Here is a 20735-nt window from a genome sequence, read left to right as displayed (position 1 = left end):
AAAACATGAACCACCTTTTAATCCTTTATAATCCCTATTATCAAGAAGATGTCATCAAGCAACATTTAAGCATTTTACAAGAAAAATCCCAAGTTGCCTTTGGCAAAATCAAATCAAAACTCAACGATCAAGAAAAGCAAAATTCCTTAGAAGAAATTTACCAAAATACAAATGAAGAAAATTTCTTGCAACTTTTTTTAAGCGATTATGCTAATTTATTTGTCGCTAAAGTGGTAAAAATTTCTAAAAATGTCGATGAAAGTTTGATTCCTAGTTATTATAAAGAAAAAAATTTAGAAGTGGAAGACTTTTTTATCATCAGTGATTTAAGAGAATTAGTCAGGGAAGATTTTAGTCTTTTAAGAGATAAATTTTTAGCCAATTTCATCACCCCAAACGATCACACCTATGCCATTTATGGCAATAATTACACCTATCCTTTGCCTGTGAGATTAAAAGAAGAGTGTTCTTATTTTTTAGGAGATGAAAAGCATTATCTAAGCGTGTATAAAAGCAAAGAATACCTAGCCATGCAAGAAAATTTCATACGCTTTGTTTTTGGCAAAAGGATTTTTTATCTCTTGCACCCTGATAGCATAAGCAATATCATTCATGCAGAATTAGAACTTTTACAAAGCGAAAACGATCTTTTAAATGATTTTACAAGTATTGTAGTCAAATACTCCAAAACCTTAGAATATGAAATTTACGCTTTTGCCAAAAAAGTTCTTTTAAAAGCTTGTATGAAAGATCCTAGCCTTTATGATTTAGCTTATAATGTCCAAGGCAAATCTTTTATACTTAAAGATTTTTTTACCCAAAAACCCAATCTTGGAAGTATTAAATTTCTACTCAGACATGAAAATATCCAATGTCATTTAGGAAAAAGTTTAACTCAATTTATCAATTATCCTTTTTCAAAAAGTCTTACTCTCATTCAAGAAATCCGCAATGAAGCCGTTCATGCAAAAGCCCCAAGTTTAAATGAAGTCAAAAAACTTAGAAATGAAATTTTAGGCATAGAAGGCGTAAGTTTGTTAAAAAGCATTTTAACTCACAAGGAAATTTCATGAAAGAATACGACAAATTAAGCATACGCTTGGTGCAGATTTTATCAAAATTTAACAATGGGGAAAGTCTAAGCGCCCAAGAGCTTGCACAAGAGTTTAATGTCGATACAAGAACCATACAAAGGGATCTTAACGAAAGACTTACTTTTATGCCTATTAAAAAAGAAAATGGAAGATATGTTTTAGAAAGCTTTGCTTTGGGAAAATTAAGCTTTAAAGATATACAGAATTTCGCCACCTTAAGTGGCATTGCTGAGCTTTATCCAAAACTCGATCAAGGCTTTATAGTTGATCTTTTAAGCCATAGGGTAAATAAAGTTTTGATGGTAAAAAATGAAGGTTTTCAAAAGGTGGATTATGAGCTTTTTAAAGATCTTGGTGTGGCTATACTCAAACACAATGTATTAAATTTTTTCTATAAGGAAAAAGAACGCCAAATCAAACCTTACAAACTCGTAAATTACAAGGGAATTTGGTATCTTTTAGGGGATGAAAACGATAAATTAAAACATTTTAATTTAGATAAAATTTCAAAACTTCGCACTAAAAATGAAAATTTTATTCCCAATGAAAAACTTGAGGAACAAATCCAAAATGATCCTAATATCTGGCTTGGAGAAAGCAAAGAAGTGATTTTAAAACTTGATAAAAATGCTAAGGAATATTTTTTTAGAAAAGAAATACTAAGCAATTATCAAATCATTGATGAAGATGAAACAAGCTATACTTTAAGCACTCAAGTTTCCTATGAAGATGAAATTTTGCATTTGGTTAAGCAGTGGATTCCTTATATAAAAATTCTAGCTCCTATAGAACTGAAAACACAGCTGGAGAATATTTTAAAAAGTTATTTAAACAATCTATCTAAATAAAATTTATTTTAAATCCATAACTGGTTGCGAAGGGGAGATTTGAACTCCCGACCTTCGGGTTATGAGCCCGACGAGCTAACCACTGCTCTACTTCGCGGCATATAAGATACTTTGAAATATAAAATAAGAAGTGGATGGGGTAAAGGGATTCGAACCCCTGAATGACAGGACCAAAACCTGTTGCCTTACCGCTTGGCGATACCCCAATAAATATTTTTTAAAAGTGTGATTATAATGAATTTTAATTTATTTGTCAAGCAATTTAAGTTATAATTTTAAAAATTTTAAGGAAATAAAAATGAAATTTGTTAGCGTAGAACAAGCGATTAAGGATTTACAAGCAGGAAAAATGCTTGTTATGGTAGATGCAGAAGATAGAGAAAATGAAGGCGATTTAATCTTTCCTGCGCAATTTAGCACTCAAGAAAAAGTAAATTTCATGATAAAAGAAGCTCGTGGTGTGGTTTGTGTAGCCTTAGATGAAACTTTGGCAAAAAAATTTGAACTTCCTTTAATGGTGCCTAAAAATACTTCAAACCACGAAACTGCTTTTACTATAACCGTAGATGCAAAAGATGCTACAACGGGAGTTAGCGCCTATGAAAGAAATATGACTATACAAATTTTTGCCGATGATAATGCTAAGGCGAGTGATTTTGTAAGACCAGGGCATATCAATCCTTTAATCGCAAAAAAAGGTGGGGTTTTAGAACGCACAGGTCATACAGAAGGCACGGTTGATCTTTGTAAATTAGCAGGATTAAAAGGTGCTTGTGTGATTTGTGAAATTGTAAAAGATAATGGAGATATGGCAAGAAGAGAAGATCTAGAAATTTTTTGCCAAAAACATGATTTAAATATGATAGCCGTAAGCGATCTTATAGAATATCGCCTAAAACATGAAAGCCTTATTAAGCTTGAAGAAAAAAGTCAAAGTGTTTTAGCAGGCTTTAAAGCAGAAAAATTTATCTTTAGTGATCATAATCAAACCCAACACATAGCTTTTTGCTTTAAAGATATCAAAAAATGTGAAAATGTTAAATTTCATATCAGTGGTAGTGATTTTGAGCTTTTAACTTCAGATAAATTTTCAAAACTTTTAGAGCAAATCAAATTTCTTAGTGAAAATGGTGGCGTTATAGTTTTCATGCAAGGAGAAAAATCCAGTACTACTCAATACAAAAACTATGGTATAGGAGCACAGATTTTAAGATATTTTGGTATAGAAGAAATTAAACTTTTATCTCAAAGTTGTGATAAAGACTATATAGGTTTAGAAGGTTTTGGTTTAAATCTTAAAGCTTGTAATTTTAACTAAAAAGGAAAAAAATGACTTTAAAAGAACAAATTTTAAACGATATCAAAGAGGCAATGAAACAAAAAGATGATTTTAAAAGAGATAGTTTAAGAACTCTAAATGCAGCTTTTAAGCAAATAGAAGTGGATGAAAGAATAGAGTTGGATAATGAAAGAATTTATAAAATCATTGCAAGTGAAATCAAAAAACGCAAAGACGCAATCGAACTTTATCTTAAGGCAAATCGTGAAGATTTAGCACAAAAAGAACAAAATGAAATAAGTCTTTTTGAAATTTATCTGCCTAAACAACTAAGTGATGAGGAGTTAACTTTAGCCTTAAAACAACTTATAGAAGAATTGGGCGTAAGTTCACTAAAAGAACAAGGTTTGGTAATGAAAGAAGCTAAAATAAAATTAGGTGCGAGTGTTGATGGCAAAAGACTTAATTTAGCACTTAAAGAGCTTTTACAATAATTTTTTGGAGTGTTATTATGAAAGAGTTAAGCGGTTCGGCAATGATTTGCGAGGCTTTAAAAGAAGAAAATGTTAAAATTGTTTTTGGTTATCCTGGAGGCGCTGCGCTTAATATTTATGATGAAATTTACAATCAAAAGTATTTTAAACATATTTTAGTGCGTCATGAACAAGCGGCTTTGCATGCTGCTGATGCTTACGCAAGAATGAGCGGAGAAGTGGGCGTAGCTATAGTTACAAGCGGACCAGGTTTTACAAATACTATTACAGGTCTAGCTACGGCTTATAGCGATTCTATCCCTTTGGTGTTGATTTCAGGGCAGGTGGCAAATTCTCTTATTGGTACAGATGCTTTTCAAGAAATTGATGCAGTAGGCATTTCAAGACCTTGTGTAAAGCATAATTATTTAGTTACTTGTATAGAAGAGTTTCCACGCATTTTAAAAGAGGCTTTTTATATAGCAAGAAGTGGTAGACCTGGGCCTGTGCATATAGATGTGCCAAAAGACGTAAGTGCAACTTTGGGACTTTGGGAATACTCTAAAGAAATTTCCATGAAGACTTATAAGCCCGTTTATAAGGGTAACTCAAAGCAAATTAAAAAATTTGCAGAGCTTTTAAAAGAAGCAAAAAGACCTTTGTTTTACTTAGGTGGAGGTTGCATCAGTTCTAATGCAAGCGAGCAAATCAGAGAGCTTATAAAATTTACAAAAATTCCAGCAGTTGAAACTTTGATGGCGCTTGGAACTTTAAGAAGTGATGATGTTTTTAATCTTAAAATGGCAGGCATGCATGGAAGCTATGCTGCTAATATGGCTTTAAGTGAGTGCGATTTGCTTGTGAGTGTAGGAGCGAGATTTGATGATAGGATTACAGGAAAAACAAGTGAATTTGCTAAACATGCGACTATAGTTCATGTTGATATTGATCCTAGTTCTATTTCAAAGATTATCAATGCGCATTATCCTATAGTAGGAGATATTAAAGAAGTTCTTAAAGAGCTTTTAGAAGAGCTTAAAAAGGAAAATTTCAACACAACTTTTAAAGAATGGCACGAAACTTTAAAGCGTTATAATGAACTTTATCCGCTTTCTTATGAAGATAGCAATGAGATTTTAAAACCGCAATGGGTGATTGAAGAATGTGCGAAAATGGCTCCAGATGCAAGGATTATTACTGATGTGGGTCAGCATCAAATGTGGGTGGCACAGTTTTATCCTTTTAATTATCCAAGACAACTTGCAACAAGCGGAGGGCAAGGAACTATGGGATATTCTTTACCTGCTGCTTTGGGTGCAAAGCTTGCTGTGGGTGAAGAAGTGGTGATTAATTTCGTAGGCGATGGATCGGTTTTAATGAATATCCAAGAGCTTATGACTGCTTATGAGTATGGTATAAAAACTATAAATATTATTTTAAATAATGCCTTTTTAGGTATGGTAAGACAATGGCAAAGTATGTTTTATAAAGAGCATTTTTCACAAACTGATTTAAGCACTCAGCCTGATTTTATCAAAATAGCTCAAGGTTTTGGTTGTGAAGGTTATGAAATTTCAAACAAAGAAGAATTTATCCAAGCTTTTAGCCAAGCTTTAAAAAGTGATAAAACCTCTCTTTTAAATGTAAAAATTGATCGCTTTGAAGATGTTTTACCTATGGTGCCTGCAGGAGGTGCGATTTATAATATGATTTTACCAAAGGCAAAGGATAGACAATGAGAAGGGTTTTATCGGTAATTGTTTTAAATGAGCATGGGGTTTTATCTCGTATAGTAGGACTTTTTTCAGGAAGAGGTTATAATATTGACTCGCTTACAGTAGCACCTTTGGAAAATAAAGAATTTTCTCGTATTAATATAGTCACTTCAGGAAATGAAAGAACTTTTGAGCAGATAGTCAAACAACTTCATAAGCTCATTCCTACTTATAAAGTGATAGAAAGTGAAGAATTTATTGACAAAGAAATGGCTTTGGTGAAAATTCCTTTAAATGAAAATTTAGGTGGACTTGATGCCGTTTTGAAAGCTTATAATGGTACTATTGCAAATAGCAATGAGAATTTTTTATTTTTAATGGTTGCTGATGATGCAAATCGCATTGATAATTTTTTAAAAACAATTAAAAAATATAATCCTAGTGATATAGTTCGCAGTGGATCTGTTTTGATGGAGATTAAATGAAATTAAGTGAAATAGCAGAATTTTTAAGCTTGGAATATAAAGGCGAGGATATAGAAATCAGTGCTTTAAATTCTTTATTGAAAGCAAATTTTACAGAGCTTACTTATTGTGATGGTGAGAAAAATACCAAAGATATACCTCACACAGGAGCTGCTGCTATTTTAGTATCTAAAGAATATGAAAATTTAGTACCTAAAGATACTAAAGCTTTGATTACTCAAAGTCCACATTTGAGTTTTGCTTTTTTAAGCAAGCTTTTTGCTAAACCTTTGATAAGCACAGCTAAAGAAAAAGTACAAAATATCGCAAAAAGCGCAAGAATCATGCCTAATGTTTATATAGGTGATAATGTAAATATCGGTGAAAATGTAATCATTATGGCAGGAGCTTATATAGGCGATAATGTCAGCATTGGTGATGAGAGTATTATTCATCCTAATGTAGTGATTTATAATGATACTAAAATCGGTAAAAAATGTCATCTGCTTGCTAATTGTGTAATAGGAAGCGATGGCTTTGGTTATGCGCACAATAAAAACGGCGAACATTATAAAATTTATCATAATGGCAATGTGGTTTTAGAAGATTTTGTAGAAGTGGGGGCTTGTACAACTATAGATAGAGCAGTTTTTGATAGTACTATTATCAAAGCAGGTACTAAGGTAGACAATCTAGTTCAAATCGGACATAATTGCAATATAGGTCAAAATTGTATCATTGTGGCACAAACTGGAATTTCAGGTTCAAGTGAGTTAGGACGCAATGTTATTATGGGTGGTCAAAGTGCAACGAGTGGACATTTAAAAATAGGCGATTTTAGTACTATAGCTGCAAGAGGCGGTGTGAGTAAAAATTTAGAAGGCGGGCGTGTTTATGGAGGTTTTCCTATCATGCTTCAAAAAGATTGGCTAAAACTTCAAGCTAAAATAGCAATAAATTTTAAAGAAAAATCACAAGATTAACATCGCATCGCCATAAGAGTAAAAGCGATATTTTTCTTTTATGGCGAGTTCATAAAGTTTTAAACACTGTTCTCTACCGATAAAAGCTGAAACTAGCATGATAAGAGTAGATTTTGGTAAATGAAAATTGGTTAAAAGATGATTTTGTCTTATAGGTGGATTTTGCGGGTGTAAAAAAAGATCACAAAAACCATTTTTTGTTTTAGTTCTTGCATAATATTCTATGGTTCTTGTTACCGTTGTTCCTACGCCTAAAATAGCTTGTTTAGAATCTATAATTTCACATGCTTGCTGCGGAATATTAAAAAATTCGCTATGCATTTTATGCTCTTGTATATTTTCGCATTCCACGCTTTTAAAGGTTCCAGCTCCTACATGTAAGGTTAAATGATAAATTTCGTGTTTTTTTCTTAAATTTTCAAGCATAGTCTCACTAAAATGTAAACTTGCAGTCGGAGCAGCCACTGCACCTAAATTTTTTGCAAAGATACTTTGATAATCTTTCAAATCACTTTTTTCATCCTCCCTTTTAATATAAGGAGGCAAGGGTATATGTCCTATCTTGTCAAGCAGGTTGTAAAGATTTGAGGTGTCTAAGGTTTTATCATTTTGAAAAAATTGAACTTTTCGAAGACCATCATTTAAAAGTTCTACAACGCGTACTTTTAAATCATCTTTAAAATATAAGATTTCATCTTTTTTAACACGCCCTTTAATTTGAGCTAGAAAAAGCGGATCGTGAGAATTTAAAAAAGGTTGATGCAAGAAAAGCTCTATTTTTCCTCCGCTTGCTTTATTGCCATAAATTCTTGCTTTAATAACTTTGGTATCATTGAAAAAAATCGCGCAGTTGGGTAAAAAGTCTTGTAAATTTTTAAAAGTAGTATGAAAAATTTCTTTGTTTTTGCGATCAAAAACCAAAAGCCTAGCATCTTCTTTTGGATTTGTAGGATAGTTGGCTATGAGTTCATTAGCTAGAGTGTAATCATAGCTTGAAAGAAGTAGGTCTTTATTCATCGCTTTCTTTATCTTTTGGAGCAGGATTTACCTTTTGAACAATTAAAATAGAAAGTCCATAAAGTCCGCAAAGTGGTCCTGCCATTAAAAATTGAGATAAAACATCAGGTGGAGTCATAAAGGCTGAAAAAACAAAAATAACTAAAACAGCTATGCGAAAATGGCGTTTTAAAAAACTATCATCTATAAGTCCGATTTTAGCAAAGAAAAAGGCAATTACAGGCATTTCAAAAGCTAAGCCAAAAGCCACAACAACTTTGGTAAAAAAATCTACATAAGTTCCTATGGTAATCACAGGATTAAAATCTTCATTTAAACCAAAATTAATCAAAAATTTAAAAGCCAAAGGCACTACAACAAAATAGCAAAAACAAGCCCCAAAGGCAAACATAATGCTTGCAAAGCTAACAAAAGGCACTACAAGGCGTTTTTCATTATCATAAAGTCCTGGAGCTACAAATTTCCAAAATTGCCAAAAAATTACAGGTAGAGAAAAGATAAAGGCTGCAAAAAAACTAACCTTCATTGCGGTAAATAAGGCTTCTTGTACTTCAATTACATTCACATGTTTGGCTACTTCGGGTAAAACAGCTATAAGTGGAGCTTTTAGAATATCTAAGATATAGCTACGCAAGGCAAAACATACAATAAACATAACTACAATGCAAGCAACGCTTATAAAAAGGCGTTTTCTAAGTTCTATTAAATGAGGTCTTAATTCTTCAAACATTTATTTTTCCGTTTTATCTTGTGTTTCTAATCTGGTAAGATTTGGTTTTTCTTCTGTATTTAAATTTTGTCCGCTAAGGTTATTTTTTACTTTATCATCTCTGCTATCAAAGGTTAAATCTACCTTTGTTTTATCTAAAATATCTCTCTTAAGGTCATCAAATTCTTCAAAGCTGAGTTTTTTGCGTATATTTTCATTAGTGCTTGAAAATTCATCTTTGTATTTCTTAGCTTCTTCTTTTAAGTCATTGATGCGTATTTCTTTTTCTATGCTTGATTTTGCATCATCTATGTTGCGTTTTACAGCCTTTAGAATTTTTGCTATTTGTACTATAGCTTCTGGAAGTTTATCAGGTCCTAAGACTAAAATCGCTACAACTAAAATAACTATAATTTCACCAAAACTCATTAATCATTACTCTTTGATTTGATATTTTAAATAAATATTTTACTTAAAAAACTTAAATTTAAGATGAGAGATATAAAGTAAGTTCATCGCTAATGAGAAAATTAGGATTAAAATATCTTTTATTTTTGTAAAAAAGTTTTTTTTCTTTTAATAATATATTTATTTTGTCTTTTTGCCATTGATTGAGTTTTGTTTCATCAATCCCTACTATACTTCTAAGTCCTAAAAATAGGTGCTCTAAATTCAAGTCTTTGGAACTTAGTTGCTCTATAGATCTAAAAGTAGGATTTTCTATGTAATTTTTTAAATTTTTTGCTGTATAAAAACGCTTATTTTCATAAAATCCTACTGCACTTAATCCACAAGCTAGGTAGTTTTTTCCTTGCCAATAAGCAAGATTATGTTTGCAAATTTGGGCTTTGGTTTTTGAAAAATTACTGATTTCATATTGAAAAAAGTCAAGCTCTAGAAGTTGTTTGATGAAAAATTTCATTAAATTAGGAGCATTTTTTTTGAAATGTTCTTTTTTAGCAAAGGCTGTGTTTGATTCTATGGTTAAATTATAAGCACTAAGGTGTGTGATTAAATCCTTGATTTGTTTTAAGTGTAAGAGTTCAAATTCAAGCATTTTTTTATTGTCTAATTTCGTATCATAAATAAGATCTAAATTGATATTTTTAAAACCTACTTTATTTGCGTTTTCTAATGTTTTGATAATCATTTCTTGATTGTGAATTCTTCCAAGAAAGTGAAGTTTTTTAGGATGAAAACTTTGAGCTCCAAAAGAAATGCGATTAACTCCTAGATTTTTCATATTTTTAAGCCAATTTAATGTTGCTGAGTTGGGATTAGCTTCGCATGAAATTTCTACATTTTTATCTAGTAAGGGATATAAAATTTTAAAAATATCTTCATAATTATACGCATCGACACAACTTGGTGTTCCTCCACCTATGAATAAGGTTTTAATTTGATTTGATTGAATGTTAAATTGTTTTAATTGAAAAACAATATCTTCTTTTAAAGCCTGAAAATAAGCTTTTTCATAATCATTTTTTTTCAAACTTGTAAAAGCGCAATAATTACATTTGCTTTCACAAAATGGAATATGGATATAAAAATGCATAAAAACCCTAGAATATTTTATTAAATTTTTAATGTATTTTAATAAAAATTTGATTTGATTTAGGTTAAAATTATATTCTTGAGATTTAAGGAAAAATATTGTGGAAAACGAGAAAAATTATAGACCAAATGTTGCAGCTATTGTTTTATCAAGTTCTTATCCTTTTGAGTGTAAGATTTTTATAGCTAAAAGAAGTGATATGGATAATATTTGGCAATTTCCACAAGGAGGCATTGATAAAGGTGAAAGTGTCAAAAACGCTTTATTTAGAGAATTAAAAGAAGAAATAGGCACTGATGAGGTTGAAATCATTGCTGAGTATCCAGAATGGTTGAGTTATGATTTTCCGAGTAAAATTGTTAAAAAAATGTATCCTTATGATGGGCAGATTCAAAAATATTTTTTAGTGCGTTTAAAGCACGGTGCTACAATCAATATCAATACCAAGCATCCTGAATTTGATGATTATCAATTTGTGAGTGTTAAACAAATTTTTGAAATGATTAATCATTTCAAAAAAAATATTTATGTTAAAGTGATCAAATATTTTGAAGAGAAAGGTTATATCTAAAATGCTTATAGTTCAAAAATATGGTGGAACAAGCGTTGGAACACTTGAGCGTATCGAAGCAGTAGCCAATAGGGTTATCCAAAGTGTGCAACAGGGTGATCAACTTGTTGTTGTAGTATCTGCAATGAGTGGGGTGACAAATACTCTTATCGAGCAAGCTGAATATTTTAGTAAAACTCCTAATGGTAAAGATATGGATATGCTTTTAAGCAGTGGAGAGCGTGTAAGCTGTGCTTTACTTTCTATTGCTTTAAATGAAAAGGGTTATCCTGCTATATCATTTTCTGGGAGAAAAGCGGGAATTATTACAGATAGTGTTTTTACAAAGGCAAGAATTCATCATATTGATACAAAAGCGATAAAATCAGAACTTCAAAATGGTAAAATAGTCGTTATAGCAGGTTTTCAAGGTGTAGATGAGGAAGGTAATGTAACTACCTTAGGGCGTGGTGGAAGCGACTTAAGTGCTGTGGCGGTAGCAGGTGCCTTAAATGCGGATTTGTGTGAAATTTATACCGATGTTGATGGGGTTTATACAACAGATCCAAGAATTGAACCAAAGGCAAAGAAATTGGATAAAATTTCTTATGAAGAAATGCTTGAACTTGCAAGTTTGGGTGCAAAAGTTTTGCAAAATCGCTCTGTAGAGCTTGCAAAAAAATTAAATGTTAACTTAGTAACTAGAAGTAGTTTTAACAATAACGAAGGAACAATGATAACAAAGGAAGATGGAATGGAACAAGCTTTAGTAAGTGGTATTGCTTTGGATAAAAATCAAGCAAGAGTGACTTTAAGAAATGTAGAAGATAAGCCTGGAATCGCAGCTGAAATTTTTTCTGTTTTGGCAAATGAAAATATTAATGTAGATATGATTATACAAAATGTTGGAGTTGATGGCGCTACAAATTTGGGTTTTACGGTTCCTCAAAATGAACTTGAATTAGCCAAAAATGCTATGCAAAAAATTTTAAGCTCAAAAACAACTATAGAAAGTGATAGTGCTGTAGTAAAAGTTTCTATAGTCGGCGTAGGCATGAAATCACATTCAGGAGTGGCAAGTAAAGCTTTTAAAGCTTTAGCTGATGAGGGGATTAATATCGGTATGATTTCTACTAGTGAAATTAAAATTTCAATGATAGTTCATGAAAAATACGGAGAACTTGCAGTTAGAGCACTACATGAGTGCTACGGACTTGATAAATAAATGAGTGATTTTTTAAGTTTTACTCTTGAAAATATTCGCAATGGCGGAGCTTTTATGGCATGGTTGGAGTCGCGTCGTTTAGAATGGGCTCCTTTGATGGCTGCAAGACTTAAATATCTTTTAGAGGGACGCACTTTTGTCTTAATGTGCGATGAACAAAGATCTTGGTATGAAGAGTATTTTTTAAAAAATATAAATTCAAAAGCCGCTCGTCCTATGCTTCCTTTTGTGTCGTTAAATTCTTTATGCAAGAAGAAAGTACAAAGTTCAGAAGATATAGCTTTACTTAATGACTTGCTTGACATTTCTTTTCCTAATGGTTATGTGTATTTTTATATAGGAAGTGCTTCTGATAATAAATCTTTAATCGCTAAATCAAGAGATGATAGTTTATTGTGGCTTTTTGATGAGCAGTTACAAGATAGTTTTTATTTAAATTCTAAAGATAAAGACTTGGATATCAAGCTTATTAGTTTATATCAACTTTTTGATGTAAGTTTGGATGCAATATTATTTTCCAAGGTGCAATTAGGATAAATATTTTGTTTATTAGTAAGATTATTATCAGCGAAGATTTTTTAGGTATTAAAGAAGAAATGATTAATAATTTTGGTATTAAAAAATTAAGATTTTTTATGCCACAAAATGAATTTTTACTTGATGATGCAAGAGCGGTTGAAAAAGAAAGCTATATTGCAGAAACTGAAGAAAAAATTATTGTTTTAATGGCGGATTCTTATAGGATAGAAGCACAAAATTTTTTACTTAAACTTCTTGAAGAGCCTCCAAAAAATACTAAATTTCTTATTGTGGTACCTTCTAAAAATTTACTTTTACCTACCATAAAATCGCGTCTTATTTGCGAAAAAAGAAAAGTTGAAAAGGAAGTTAAAAAACTTGATTTAGATCTTAAAAGAATGGATTTAAGAATGCTTTTTGATTTTTTGCAAAAAAATGAAAATTTGGATAAAAATGAACTTATGGATCAAATCGCATTACTTGCTAAAGAATGTGTGAAATATAAAGATTTTAATGCTGAAGAATTAGAGTTTTTTTATGAAGGCTATGAGCTTGCAAAATTAAATTCTAAAAGCGGGGTGCTTTTAGCTACTCTTTTGTTAAATTACTATACAAAGAAATAAAATGAAATTTTTTAAAATCAATCCAAATACCGATTTTAATTTGCTTTGTTCTTTCATAAATCCCCATAAAATGGGACAAAAAATTATGAGTGAAAAAACAAAAATTCATTTTATTTTTATCAAAGATATTTCCACTCCTGCGGCAAATATTTTAAAACAAGATGCTTTAAGAGTAGGAGCTGAACTTATTACTCATAAAGAAGTAATTACTGCAAAAATCACTCATTCAAATGCGCTTTTAATGGCAAGTAAAGAGCAAATTCAAAAGCTTGTTGTCAAAGAAAAACTTCAAGATTTTGGACTTAAAAATTTGGCTCTTTTTTTGCAAAAAGATTTTTTAAAACAGAAAAAAGCCGAGCTTATGGCAGTGATTAATGTCAATGAAGACAGTTTTAATGCAAAAAGTCGTGTGAGTGAAGAAGACTTTGAAAAAAGGCTTAATGACTTTCTTGCTTTAAAGCCTGAATATATCGATATAGGTGCGGTAAGTTCAAGACCTGGGAGTGAGTATTGTGGCAAGGAAGAGGAATTTAAAAGACTGAAAAAAGTACTTGACTTAATTTATGAGAAAAATTATTACGAACAAGCAATTTTTAGTTTAGATAGTTTTGATGAATATTGTCTAGAATATGCTTTAAATAAGGGTTTTAAACTCATTAATGATATTACAAGTTTAAGAAATCTTAATCTAGCCAAACTTGCAAGTAAATATGGGGCAAAATATTGCTTAATGCACATGCAAAACAATCCAAATAACATGCAAGATAATCCTTTTTATGAAGATTTGCTTGATGAGATGACTTTGTTTTTTAAAGAAAAACTTGAGCTTTTAGAAAGTTTTGGAGTAAAAGAAAGTATTTTAGATGTAGGTATTGGTTTTGGAAAGAGTGCGGGGCATAATATGATTTTAATCAAACACTTAGAACATTTTTTGCAATTTAATAAACCTTTACTTATAGGTGCGAGTCGTAAAAGTGTGATTAATGCGTATTTTCAAAGCGAGATTAAAGATCGTTTAGCGGGAACTTTATATTTGCATTTAAAGGCTTTTGAAAATGGTGCTAGTATTATAAGAGTGCATGATTTATATGAGCATAAACAACTTTTTGCTTTAGCGCAGGCAATGGATAATATAGGAGTTTAGATGAAAAAAGAAGAGTATTTAGAAAAAGTTGCTTTAGCTAATTTGTGGATGAGGGCATATTATGAAAAAGATGAACCCTTGGCTAGCGATGAAGAATACGATGCTTTAATCAGAGAATTAAGAGTTTTTGAAGAACAAAATAAAGATGAAATTTCAAAAGACTCTCCAACGCAAAAAATAGCTCCTACTATACAAAGCGAGTTTAAAAAAATAGCTCATTTAAAGCGTATGTGGTCGATGGAAGATGTGTTTGATGAGAGTGAGCTTAGAGCTTGGGCAAAACGCGCAAAATGTGAAAAAAACTTTTTTATAGAGCCTAAATTTGATGGAGCGAGTTTAAATTTGCTTTATGAAAATGGTAAATTAGTAAGCGGCGCCACTAGGGGCGATGGCGAAGTGGGTGAGGATATAACGCTTAATGTTTTTGAGATAGAAAATATACCTAAAAATATAGCCTATAAAGAAAGGATAGAAATTCGTGGAGAAGTGGTGATTTTAAAAGATGATTTTGAGAAAATCAACGAAAAAAGAGCCCTTTTAAATCAAAGTTTATTTGCCAATCCACGCAATGCTGCAAGTGGGAGTTTAAGGCAGCTTGATACAAGCATCACTAAAGAAAGAAATTTGAAATTTTATCCTTGGGGAGTAGGGGAAAATACCTTAAATTTCACCAAACACAGCGAGGTGATGCAATTTATCAGAGAGCTTGGTTTTTTAAAGGATGATTTTGTAAGACTTTGCGCTAATTTAGACGAAGTTTTAAAAGCTTATGATGAGCTTTTAGTTCTAAGAGAAAAAAAACCTATGATGATGGATGGAATGGTGGTAAGAGTTGATGATCTTGCACTTTGTGAAGAATTAGGCTATACGGTAAAATTTCCAAAATTTATGGCAGCTTTTAAATTTCCTGCGCTTGAAAAAACCACGCGTTTAATAGGGGTAAATTTACAAGTAGGAAGAAGTGGAGCGATCACTCCTGTGGCAGTTTTAGAACCTGTAAATTTAGATGGGGTTGTAGTAAAATCAGCCACCCTTCATAATTTTGATGAAATTGCAAGACTTGATGTTAAAATCAATGATTTTGTAAGCGTGATAAGAAGTGGCGATGTTATCCCTAAAATCACTAAGGTTTTTAAAGAGCGTAGAGAAGGTTTAGAGATGGAAATTTCACGCCCTAAGCTTTGTCCTACTTGCCAAAGTGAGCTTTTGGATGAAGGAACTTTAATAAAATGTCAAAATATAGATTGTGAAGATAGACTTGTAAATTCTATCATTCATTTTGTTTCTAAAAAATGTCTTAATATCGACGGACTGGGAGAAAATATAGTAGAACTTTTATACAAGCACAAAAAAATCACTACGCTTGAGAGTATTTTTCATTTAAAATTTAATGATTTTGAAGGTTTGGAAGGCTTTAAAGAAAAGAAAATTAACAATCTTTTAAATGCCATAGAACAAGCAAGAGAATGTGAGCTTTTTCGTTTTATCACAGCTTTAGGAATAGAGCATATTGGCGAGGTTGCGGCTAAAAAATTAAGTTTAAGTTTTGGTAAAGAGTGGTACAAGCAAAGCTTTGAAGCTTATGCTAATTTAGAAGGTTTTGGAGAGCAAATGGCTTTAAGTCTTTGCGAATTTACGCGTGTTAATCATACAAGAATTGATGAGTTTTACAAGCTTTTAAATTTGAAAATAGAAAAACTTGAAATCAAAAGCGATGGTGTGATTTTTGGTAAAACTTTTGTGATTACAGGCACTCTTTCACGCCCAAGAGATGAGTTTAAGGCTTTGATAGAAAAGCTTGGGGGTAAGGTAAGCGGCTCGGTTTCTAAAAAGACTGACTATGTGCTTTTTGGAGAAGAGGCAGGTTCTAAGCTTAGTAAGGCTAAAGAGCTTGAAGTAAAATGTATAGATGAAAGTGCTTTTAATGAGCTTGTTAAAGAATAGTTCTTATATTTTAACGCTTTTAAGCCTTTTTGGCTTTTTGCTAACTTGGCAAAGGAGTGCTTTTTCTTTATTTTTTTTAATTCCTATTTTTTTAACACTTTTTTGGGAATTCTTTTTATTTTTAAAGCTTAGAAAAAATATTATAAAAGAAGCTACTTTGATTAAGGGAAGTTTGTTTTATCGTATTAGTATGGGGGATTTTTATCTTTATATTTTTAGCTTTTTTTTGGCGATTTTTGGACTTGTTTCTTTATTTTTAAATTTTTTAAATCTTGAAAAAATTGATTTTGTTTTTATATTTATAATTTTACCTTTATTGATGATATTTTTAAAAAAAGAATTGCATTTGCAATTTATAGATAATGCTTATAATGATTTTAGAATAGTTGTTATCGCTAGTTTTTTTACTGCTTTATTTTATGCATTTTATGGGCTTTTTTTTACTTACAATGAACTTTTAAATTTAGAACTTTTTTCTAGGAAAATCATTGCCTATAAGAGTGCTTCTTTTGTTTATTTTGATTTTTTATCTGAATTTTTACATTTTGTTTCAAATTTAAAATTTTTTATTTTTTCTTATTTTGGATATTTGGGGTTTAGGGCTTTAAATTTTATTTTTGATTTTTTTAATTTTTTTATGTTTTGTTCTCTTTTGGCTTTTGTTTTTAATTTTGTTTTGAAAATAAAGATAAAAATAATTGTTTTATTTTTATGTTTTATCATGGTTTTAGGAAATTATTTTTTAAAAGAGCAAAGAAATAATGCCTTAAAATCCGAACAAGAGCAAATACTTTTATGGATGAATAATTTTAATTTTTTAAAAGATAATAACTTAAGTTTAATTCAAAAAGAAAAAGATCTTTTTGAAAAAGATCTTAAAGATCTTAGAGAAATTTTTAAAAAAAATGCTTTTGAAATAGGTATTTGGTGGTTTTCTAAAGAAAAAGAAGACTTAGAAAAAAGAATAAATGAGAGTTTAAAATGAGATTTGATTTTTTTGTTTCAAAGCGTTTAAATATCAGTAGAAATAAAGCCTTAGAGCTTATAGAAAATGAAGAGATTTTACTTAATGGTAAGAGTTTTAAAGCTTCTTTTGATGTGAAAAATTTTTTAGAAAATTTAAAAAAAACGCAAGATTTAAATCCTGAAGATATACTTTTAGCCAATGAGTTAAAATTGGATCTTTTAAGTGAAATTTATGTTTCAAGAGCAGCTTTGAAATTAAAAAAATTTTTAGAAGAAAATGATATTGAAATAAAACATAAAAATTGTCTTGATATAGGATCTAGTACGGGCGGTTTTGTTCAAATTTTACTTGAAAATCAGGCTTTAAAAATCACTGCTCTTGATGTGGGTAGTAATCAACTCCATCCAAGTTTAAGAGCAAATGAAAAAATTATCTTGCATGAAAATACAGATCTTAGAGCCTTTAAAAGTGAAGAAAAATTTGAACTTGTTACTTGTGATGTGAGTTTTATTTCTCTTATTAATTTACTTTATTATGTCGATAATTTAGCTTTAAAGGAAATTATTTTACTTTTTAAACCTCAGTTTGAAGTGGGAAAAAATATCAAAAGAGATAAAAAAGGTGTTTTAAAAGATGACAAGGCAATCTTAAAAGCAAGAATGGATTTTGAAAAAGAATGTGCTAAGTTAGGTTGGCTTTTAAAAAATACGCAAAAATCAAGCATTAAAGGAAAGGAAGGTAATGTTGAATATTTTTACTACTATATCAAAAATTAATATTACTTCTTTAGCCATAGGTTGTTTTGATGGTATGCATTTAGGACATCTAAAACTTGTAAAATATTTAGATGAGAATGGGGCTTTGCTAGTTATTAATAAATTTAAAGGTCAATTTCTTTGCTCAAATCGTCAAAAAGAAGAAATTTCAGGAAAAAAAGTTATAGAAGTGGATTTTGAAAGTATAAAATCTTTAGATGGTAAAGATTTTTTAAGCTTTTTGAAAAAAGAATTTACCAGTTTAAAATTTATAGTCGTGGGTTATGATTTTTCTTTTGGGAAAAATAGGGCTTATAGTGCTAAAGATATTGAGTTTTTAAGTGGGATAAAAACTATAATAGTTGATGAATTTAGCATAGGTGGAATAGGTGTTCATGCAAGTTTAATTAAGGATTTTTTATCAAGAGCAAATTTGCAAAAAGTAAAAGAATTTTTAGGGAGAAATTATAGCATCAAAGGAAAGGTAATTAAAGGACAAGGCTTAGGTTCTAAAGAACTTTTTGCAACTATAAATTTAGATTGCGAAGGTTATTTTTTGCCTCAAAATGGTGTTTACGCTACTTTGTTAAAAAGTCAAAGAAAAACTTATAAAAGTGTGAGTTTTTTAGGTGTAAGATCAAGCGATGAAAATTTTGCTATAGAAAGTCATATTTTAGAAGAATTGGGTGAAAATTTCACGCAAGGAGAGTTTTTTGAACTCGAGTTTATATCTTTTCTAAGAGAGAATCAAAAATTTCAAGATCTAAAAAAACTTAAAAATCAAATTACTAAAGATATAGAACAGGCTAGAGAATTATTAAGGAAAAATGATGAAAGATGAACTTTTTAAACAAAGCCCTAAAAAACAATTTGAATTTGATAAAAGCGTGGCTAGTGTTTTTGATGATATGATCAATCGTTCTGTACCATTTTATAGAGAAAATTTAGAACTTTGTGGCAATTTATTGGCTAAAATTTTACCTACAAATGCAAGTGTTTGCGATTTGGGCTGCTCAAGTGCTAATTTTTTGATTTTTTTGGCAAATCTAAGAAAGGATTTTAAACTTTTTGGCGTGGATAATTCTGCTTCCATGCTTGAAGTTGCAAAATCAAAAGCTAAAGCTTATGGGCTTGATATAAGTTTTTTTGAAGCTAATTTATGCGAATTTGATTTTTTTACTTGCGATGTTTTTGTAGCAAATTATACCATGCAGTTTATTCGTCCTCCTAAAAGACAAGAATTGCTTGATCAAATTTATAAAAATTTAAACTCTAAAGGCATTTTGATTATGAGTGAAAAAATCCTTTATGAAGATGCTTTTTTGTCTAAAAATATCATAGAACTTTATGCTGATTATAAAGAAAAACAAGGCTATTCTAAGTTTGAAATCGCAGCTAAAAGAGAAGCTTTGGAAAATGTTTTAATTCCTTATAGTCAAAAAGAAAATTTAAATATGCTAGAAAAGGCAGGTTTTAAGAAAATAGAAAGTATTTTTAAATGGGCAAATTTTGAAACTTTCATAGCTTTTAAGGATTAGAAATATTTTCATCTTCCCATTCATCTTTTGGAAAACCTATCTTATATGCATTAACACAATCTTGACTAATGATAGCTTTGTGTCTGCATTCTAAACTTCTTTTTTTTGCTTCCTCGGGGTGATTTTGATAATATTCTACACTTTTGGTTTGTTCGCATGCTGCAAAAAATATACCAATAAGGCTTAAAAAAAGAGTTATTTTCATGGTCATTTTTCCTGTGTCATATTAACATCATCGCTAAAGATAGAACTTTGATTGTTTTCTGTTGTTTTGGAAGGATAAATTTCAGAAGGTGTTTCTGCTATAGGTGGTATTATAATACTTTCATTATTTTCTGAACTTTGGTTAATATCTTTTGTGGTTTTTTCTTTTTTTAAATCATTTTGTTTTAAAGCTTCTAATATTTGATTATCAGATTTTTTCGGTGTGTTTGGACTGTATTTACCCTCTTCATTTGTTGGTTTAACACCAACTTTTAATGCATTAATACAATCTTCGCTAAGAGTTCCGCTTTCTTTGCATTCTTTCGCTTTTTCTTTTGCTTTGCTAGGAAGATTTTTGTAGTAATTTTCTGTTTTACTATCACAAGCTGTTATATTAATAACTATTAAAATTGCAAGTAAAATACTTAGTCTTCGCATTTATCAATCTCCTAAAATTTTTAATATCTTAGCAAACTTGTATAAAGCAACGATAAATTATTTTTCTTCATTGTAAGAAAAAATAGGTAAAGACCATTGATATTTGATAGCTAAAAGCCTTGCAAAAACTCCTATAAAAAGAGTTAAAAGTGTGCAAACTAGGGCATTAAGCTCAAGCCAAATTATTAGAGAATAATAGATTGCTCCTGCAATTATGGCAATTCCTGCATAAATTTCTTTTTGAAACACCAAGGGGATTCTCATACATAAAATATCTCTTAAAATTCCACCAAAAACACCGGTAATTACAGCGGCAGCAACGGCTATGATAAAGCCATGGTTTTGATCTATAGCTATTTGAGCTCCAAGTATGCTAAAAACAACAAGTCCTATAGCATCAAGAGTTAGAAATAAAGTTTCAAGTTTGGTTACTACGCGCGGAATTTTTGTGGCTACAAGGGCGCAAAAACAGATTAAAATAATATATTCAGGATGTTTAACCCAAGTTAAAGGATAATGTCCTAAAAGCACATCTCGTATGCTTCCGCCTCCAATTGCTGTTACGAGAGCAATAAAAATAACTCCAAAAAGATCCATTTTGTGGCGTCCTGCAGCTAAAGCTCCTGTCATTCCTTCTGCGGAAATACCTATGATATAAAGAGTGGTTATCGTAAGAGCATTTATCTCCATA

At 30.6% G+C, this 20735-nt stretch carries 24 protein-coding genes and 2 tRNA genes; 17 read left to right on the top strand and 9 right to left on the bottom strand.

Annotation, left to right across the window (positions count from 1 at the left end):
* Window positions 1–5 precede the first annotated feature (5 nt).
* Window positions 6–1073, top strand: a complete 1068-nt coding sequence (locus FBF10_RS03135; protein WP_002887661.1) for an HP0729 family protein — start codon at window positions 6–8, stop codon at window positions 1071–1073.
* Window positions 1070–1942 carry a YafY family protein gene (locus tag FBF10_RS03130; RefSeq protein WP_002887660.1) on the top strand — a complete coding sequence of 291 codons (873 nt, stop codon included), beginning with the start codon at window positions 1070–1072 and terminating at the stop codon, window positions 1940–1942. The genes FBF10_RS03135 and FBF10_RS03130 overlap by 4 nt, the downstream gene beginning before the upstream one ends.
* 21 nt (window positions 1943–1963) lie before the next feature.
* On the opposite strand, the gene FBF10_RS03125 is transcribed toward FBF10_RS03130, so the two are convergent.
* Window positions 1964–2039 (bottom strand) — tRNA-Met (locus FBF10_RS03125).
* 34 nt (window positions 2040–2073) lie between these two features.
* Window positions 2074–2148 (bottom strand) — tRNA-Gln (locus FBF10_RS03120).
* A gap of 92 nt (window positions 2149–2240) precedes the next feature.
* On the opposite strand from FBF10_RS03120, the gene FBF10_RS03115 reads away from it, so the two are divergent.
* The 5 genes from FBF10_RS03115 to lpxD are packed head-to-tail and all read left to right on the top strand — an operon-like array spanning window position 2241 to window position 6856.
* Window positions 2241–3260, top strand: coding sequence for a bifunctional 3,4-dihydroxy-2-butanone 4-phosphate synthase/GTP cyclohydrolase II (locus FBF10_RS03115; RefSeq protein ID WP_002852104.1), 1020 nt, complete (start codon window positions 2241–2243; stop codon window positions 3258–3260).
* 11 nt (window positions 3261–3271) lie between these two features.
* The gene (locus FBF10_RS03110) at window positions 3272–3715 is read left to right on the top strand and encodes a GatB/YqeY domain-containing protein (protein WP_002852081.1); all 444 of its coding nucleotides are present in this window, start codon (window positions 3272–3274) and stop codon (window positions 3713–3715) included.
* A gap of 17 nt (window positions 3716–3732) precedes the next feature.
* The gene (locus tag FBF10_RS03105) at window positions 3733–5433 is read left to right on the top strand and encodes an acetolactate synthase large subunit (RefSeq protein ID WP_002887659.1); all 1701 of its coding nucleotides are present in this window, start codon (window positions 3733–3735) and stop codon (window positions 5431–5433) included.
* A complete protein-coding gene (gene ilvN / locus FBF10_RS03100; protein WP_002852211.1) occupies window positions 5430–5894 on the top strand; it encodes an acetolactate synthase small subunit in 465 nt (154 codons plus the stop codon). The genes FBF10_RS03105 and ilvN overlap by 4 nt, the downstream gene beginning before the upstream one ends.
* On the top strand, window positions 5891–6856 hold the full coding sequence (gene lpxD / locus FBF10_RS03095; RefSeq protein WP_002852180.1) for a UDP-3-O-(3-hydroxymyristoyl)glucosamine N-acyltransferase: 966 nt from the start codon (window positions 5891–5893) through the stop codon (window positions 6854–6856). The genes ilvN and lpxD overlap by 4 nt, the downstream gene beginning before the upstream one ends.
* On the opposite strand, the gene queA is transcribed toward lpxD, so the two are convergent.
* From queA to hemW, 4 genes are read right to left on the bottom strand one after another with little or no spacing between them, the layout of a single operon-like run.
* Window positions 6845–7873, bottom strand: a complete 1029-nt coding sequence (gene queA, locus FBF10_RS03090; RefSeq protein WP_002870115.1) for a tRNA preQ1(34) S-adenosylmethionine ribosyltransferase-isomerase QueA — start codon at window positions 7871–7873, stop codon at window positions 6845–6847. The genes lpxD and queA overlap by 12 nt on opposite strands.
* Complete coding sequence (gene tatC / locus FBF10_RS03085) at window positions 7866–8603, bottom strand: twin-arginine translocase subunit TatC (RefSeq protein ID WP_002852171.1); 738 nt, start codon at window positions 8601–8603, stop codon at window positions 7866–7868. The genes queA and tatC overlap by 8 nt, the downstream gene beginning before the upstream one ends.
* Window positions 8604–9011, bottom strand: coding sequence for a Sec-independent protein translocase protein TatB (gene tatB, locus FBF10_RS03080; RefSeq protein ID WP_002859951.1), 408 nt, complete (start codon window positions 9009–9011; stop codon window positions 8604–8606).
* Between the two features lie 58 nt (window positions 9012–9069).
* Window positions 9070–10137, bottom strand: coding sequence for a radical SAM family heme chaperone HemW (gene hemW / locus FBF10_RS03075; protein ID WP_002887657.1), 1068 nt, complete (start codon window positions 10135–10137; stop codon window positions 9070–9072).
* A gap of 100 nt (window positions 10138–10237) precedes the next feature.
* Between hemW and FBF10_RS03070 the strand changes: the two genes are divergently transcribed.
* Genes FBF10_RS03070 through cmoA form a run of 10 tightly spaced genes read left to right on the top strand, consistent with a single transcriptional unit; the run spans window position 10238 to window position 19402 of the window.
* Complete coding sequence (locus tag FBF10_RS03070; RefSeq protein WP_002854797.1) at window positions 10238–10708, top strand: RNA pyrophosphohydrolase; 471 nt, start codon at window positions 10238–10240, stop codon at window positions 10706–10708.
* Between the two features lies 1 nt (window position 10709).
* Window positions 10710–11912, top strand: coding sequence for an aspartate kinase (locus FBF10_RS03065; protein ID WP_002867698.1), 1203 nt, complete (start codon window positions 10710–10712; stop codon window positions 11910–11912).
* On the top strand, window positions 11913–12449 hold the full coding sequence (locus FBF10_RS03060) for a HobA family DNA replication regulator (protein WP_002861289.1): 537 nt from the start codon (window positions 11913–11915) through the stop codon (window positions 12447–12449).
* Between the two features lie 5 nt (window positions 12450–12454).
* The gene (locus tag FBF10_RS03055; RefSeq protein WP_057033289.1) at window positions 12455–13054 is read left to right on the top strand and encodes a DNA polymerase III subunit delta'; all 600 of its coding nucleotides are present in this window, start codon (window positions 12455–12457) and stop codon (window positions 13052–13054) included.
* Window position 13055: 1 nt separating this feature from the next.
* Window positions 13056–14198 carry a dihydropteroate synthase gene (gene folP / locus FBF10_RS03050; RefSeq protein WP_002867700.1) on the top strand — a complete coding sequence of 381 codons (1143 nt, stop codon included), beginning with the start codon at window positions 13056–13058 and terminating at the stop codon, window positions 14196–14198.
* Window positions 14199–16142 (top strand): NAD-dependent DNA ligase LigA, encoded by a 1944-nt coding sequence (gene ligA, locus FBF10_RS03045; protein ID WP_002867701.1) that lies wholly within the window; start codon window positions 14199–14201, stop codon window positions 16140–16142.
* Window positions 16123–17127, top strand: a complete 1005-nt coding sequence (locus FBF10_RS03040) for a membrane protein (RefSeq protein WP_011049741.1) — start codon at window positions 16123–16125, stop codon at window positions 17125–17127. Before ligA ends, FBF10_RS03040 begins: the two co-directional genes overlap by 20 nt.
* On the top strand, window positions 17124–17885 hold the full coding sequence (locus FBF10_RS03035) for a TlyA family RNA methyltransferase (RefSeq protein ID WP_002854799.1): 762 nt from the start codon (window positions 17124–17126) through the stop codon (window positions 17883–17885). Before FBF10_RS03040 ends, FBF10_RS03035 begins: the two co-directional genes overlap by 4 nt.
* Window positions 17851–18705 carry a bifunctional riboflavin kinase/FAD synthetase gene (locus tag FBF10_RS03030; protein ID WP_011049742.1) on the top strand — a complete coding sequence of 285 codons (855 nt, stop codon included), beginning with the start codon at window positions 17851–17853 and terminating at the stop codon, window positions 18703–18705. Before FBF10_RS03035 ends, FBF10_RS03030 begins: the two co-directional genes overlap by 35 nt.
* The gene (cmoA, locus tag FBF10_RS03025; protein WP_002859101.1) at window positions 18692–19402 is read left to right on the top strand and encodes a carboxy-S-adenosyl-L-methionine synthase CmoA; all 711 of its coding nucleotides are present in this window, start codon (window positions 18692–18694) and stop codon (window positions 19400–19402) included. The genes FBF10_RS03030 and cmoA overlap by 14 nt, the downstream gene beginning before the upstream one ends.
* Here the strand turns inward: cmoA and FBF10_RS03020 are convergent.
* Genes FBF10_RS03020 through FBF10_RS03010 form a run of 3 tightly spaced genes read right to left on the bottom strand, consistent with a single transcriptional unit; the run spans window position 19392 to window position 20734 of the window.
* Window positions 19392–19613: an EexN family lipoprotein gene (locus FBF10_RS03020; protein WP_002859102.1), complete on the bottom strand. Its 222-nt coding sequence runs from the start codon at window positions 19611–19613 to the stop codon at window positions 19392–19394. The two genes, cmoA and FBF10_RS03020, sit on opposite strands and share 11 nt — an antisense overlap.
* The gene (locus FBF10_RS03015; RefSeq protein WP_002875883.1) at window positions 19610–20044 is read right to left on the bottom strand and encodes an EexN family lipoprotein; all 435 of its coding nucleotides are present in this window, start codon (window positions 20042–20044) and stop codon (window positions 19610–19612) included. Before FBF10_RS03015 ends, FBF10_RS03020 begins: the two co-directional genes overlap by 4 nt.
* A gap of 57 nt (window positions 20045–20101) precedes the next feature.
* A complete protein-coding gene (locus FBF10_RS03010) occupies window positions 20102–20734 on the bottom strand; it encodes a trimeric intracellular cation channel family protein (protein ID WP_002852232.1) in 633 nt (210 codons plus the stop codon).
* Between the last annotated feature and the right edge of the window lies 1 nt (window position 20735).

Source organism: Campylobacter sp. CFSAN093249, assembly GCF_011067895.1.
Classification (GTDB): Bacteria; Campylobacterota; Campylobacteria; order Campylobacterales; family Campylobacteraceae; genus Campylobacter_D; species Campylobacter_D jejuni.
The sequence above is the reverse complement of the archived record's forward strand: the minus strand, read 5'-3'. Positions and strand labels throughout refer to the sequence as shown.

Coding starts and splice junctions, on each gene's coding strand:
- FBF10_RS03135 (WP_002887661.1), top strand. CDS start 6: ATGAACCACCTTTTAATCCTTTATAATCCCTATTATCAAGAAGATGTC.
- FBF10_RS03130 (WP_002887660.1), top strand. CDS start 1,070: ATGAAAGAATACGACAAATTAAGCATACGCTTGGTGCAGATTTTATCA.
- FBF10_RS03115 (WP_002852104.1), top strand. CDS start 2,241: ATGAAATTTGTTAGCGTAGAACAAGCGATTAAGGATTTACAAGCAGGA.
- FBF10_RS03110 (WP_002852081.1), top strand. CDS start 3,272: ATGACTTTAAAAGAACAAATTTTAAACGATATCAAAGAGGCAATGAAA.
- FBF10_RS03105 (WP_002887659.1), top strand. CDS start 3,733: ATGAAAGAGTTAAGCGGTTCGGCAATGATTTGCGAGGCTTTAAAAGAA.
- ilvN (WP_002852211.1), top strand. CDS start 5,430: ATGAGAAGGGTTTTATCGGTAATTGTTTTAAATGAGCATGGGGTTTTA.
- lpxD (WP_002852180.1), top strand. CDS start 5,891: ATGAAATTAAGTGAAATAGCAGAATTTTTAAGCTTGGAATATAAAGGC.
- queA (WP_002870115.1), bottom strand. CDS start 7,873: ATGAATAAAGACCTACTTCTTTCAAGCTATGATTACACTCTAGCTAAT.
- tatC (WP_002852171.1), bottom strand. CDS start 8,603: ATGTTTGAAGAATTAAGACCTCATTTAATAGAACTTAGAAAACGCCTT.
- tatB (WP_002859951.1), bottom strand. CDS start 9,011: ATGAGTTTTGGTGAAATTATAGTTATTTTAGTTGTAGCGATTTTAGTC.
- hemW (WP_002887657.1), bottom strand. CDS start 10,137: ATGCATTTTTATATCCATATTCCATTTTGTGAAAGCAAATGTAATTAT.
- FBF10_RS03065 (WP_002867698.1), top strand. CDS start 10,710: ATGCTTATAGTTCAAAAATATGGTGGAACAAGCGTTGGAACACTTGAG.
- FBF10_RS03060 (WP_002861289.1), top strand. CDS start 11,913: ATGAGTGATTTTTTAAGTTTTACTCTTGAAAATATTCGCAATGGCGGA.
- folP (WP_002867700.1), top strand. CDS start 13,056: ATGAAATTTTTTAAAATCAATCCAAATACCGATTTTAATTTGCTTTGT.
- ligA (WP_002867701.1), top strand. CDS start 14,199: ATGAAAAAAGAAGAGTATTTAGAAAAAGTTGCTTTAGCTAATTTGTGG.
- FBF10_RS03040 (WP_011049741.1), top strand. CDS start 16,123: ATGAGCTTGTTAAAGAATAGTTCTTATATTTTAACGCTTTTAAGCCTT.
- FBF10_RS03035 (WP_002854799.1), top strand. CDS start 17,124: ATGAGATTTGATTTTTTTGTTTCAAAGCGTTTAAATATCAGTAGAAAT.
- FBF10_RS03030 (WP_011049742.1), top strand. CDS start 17,851: ATGTTGAATATTTTTACTACTATATCAAAAATTAATATTACTTCTTTA.
- cmoA (WP_002859101.1), top strand. CDS start 18,692: ATGATGAAAGATGAACTTTTTAAACAAAGCCCTAAAAAACAATTTGAA.
- FBF10_RS03020 (WP_002859102.1), bottom strand. CDS start 19,613: ATGACCATGAAAATAACTCTTTTTTTAAGCCTTATTGGTATATTTTTT.
- FBF10_RS03015 (WP_002875883.1), bottom strand. CDS start 20,044: ATGCGAAGACTAAGTATTTTACTTGCAATTTTAATAGTTATTAATATA.
- FBF10_RS03010 (WP_002852232.1), bottom strand. CDS start 20,734: ATGGAGATAAATGCTCTTACGATAACCACTCTTTATATCATAGGTATT.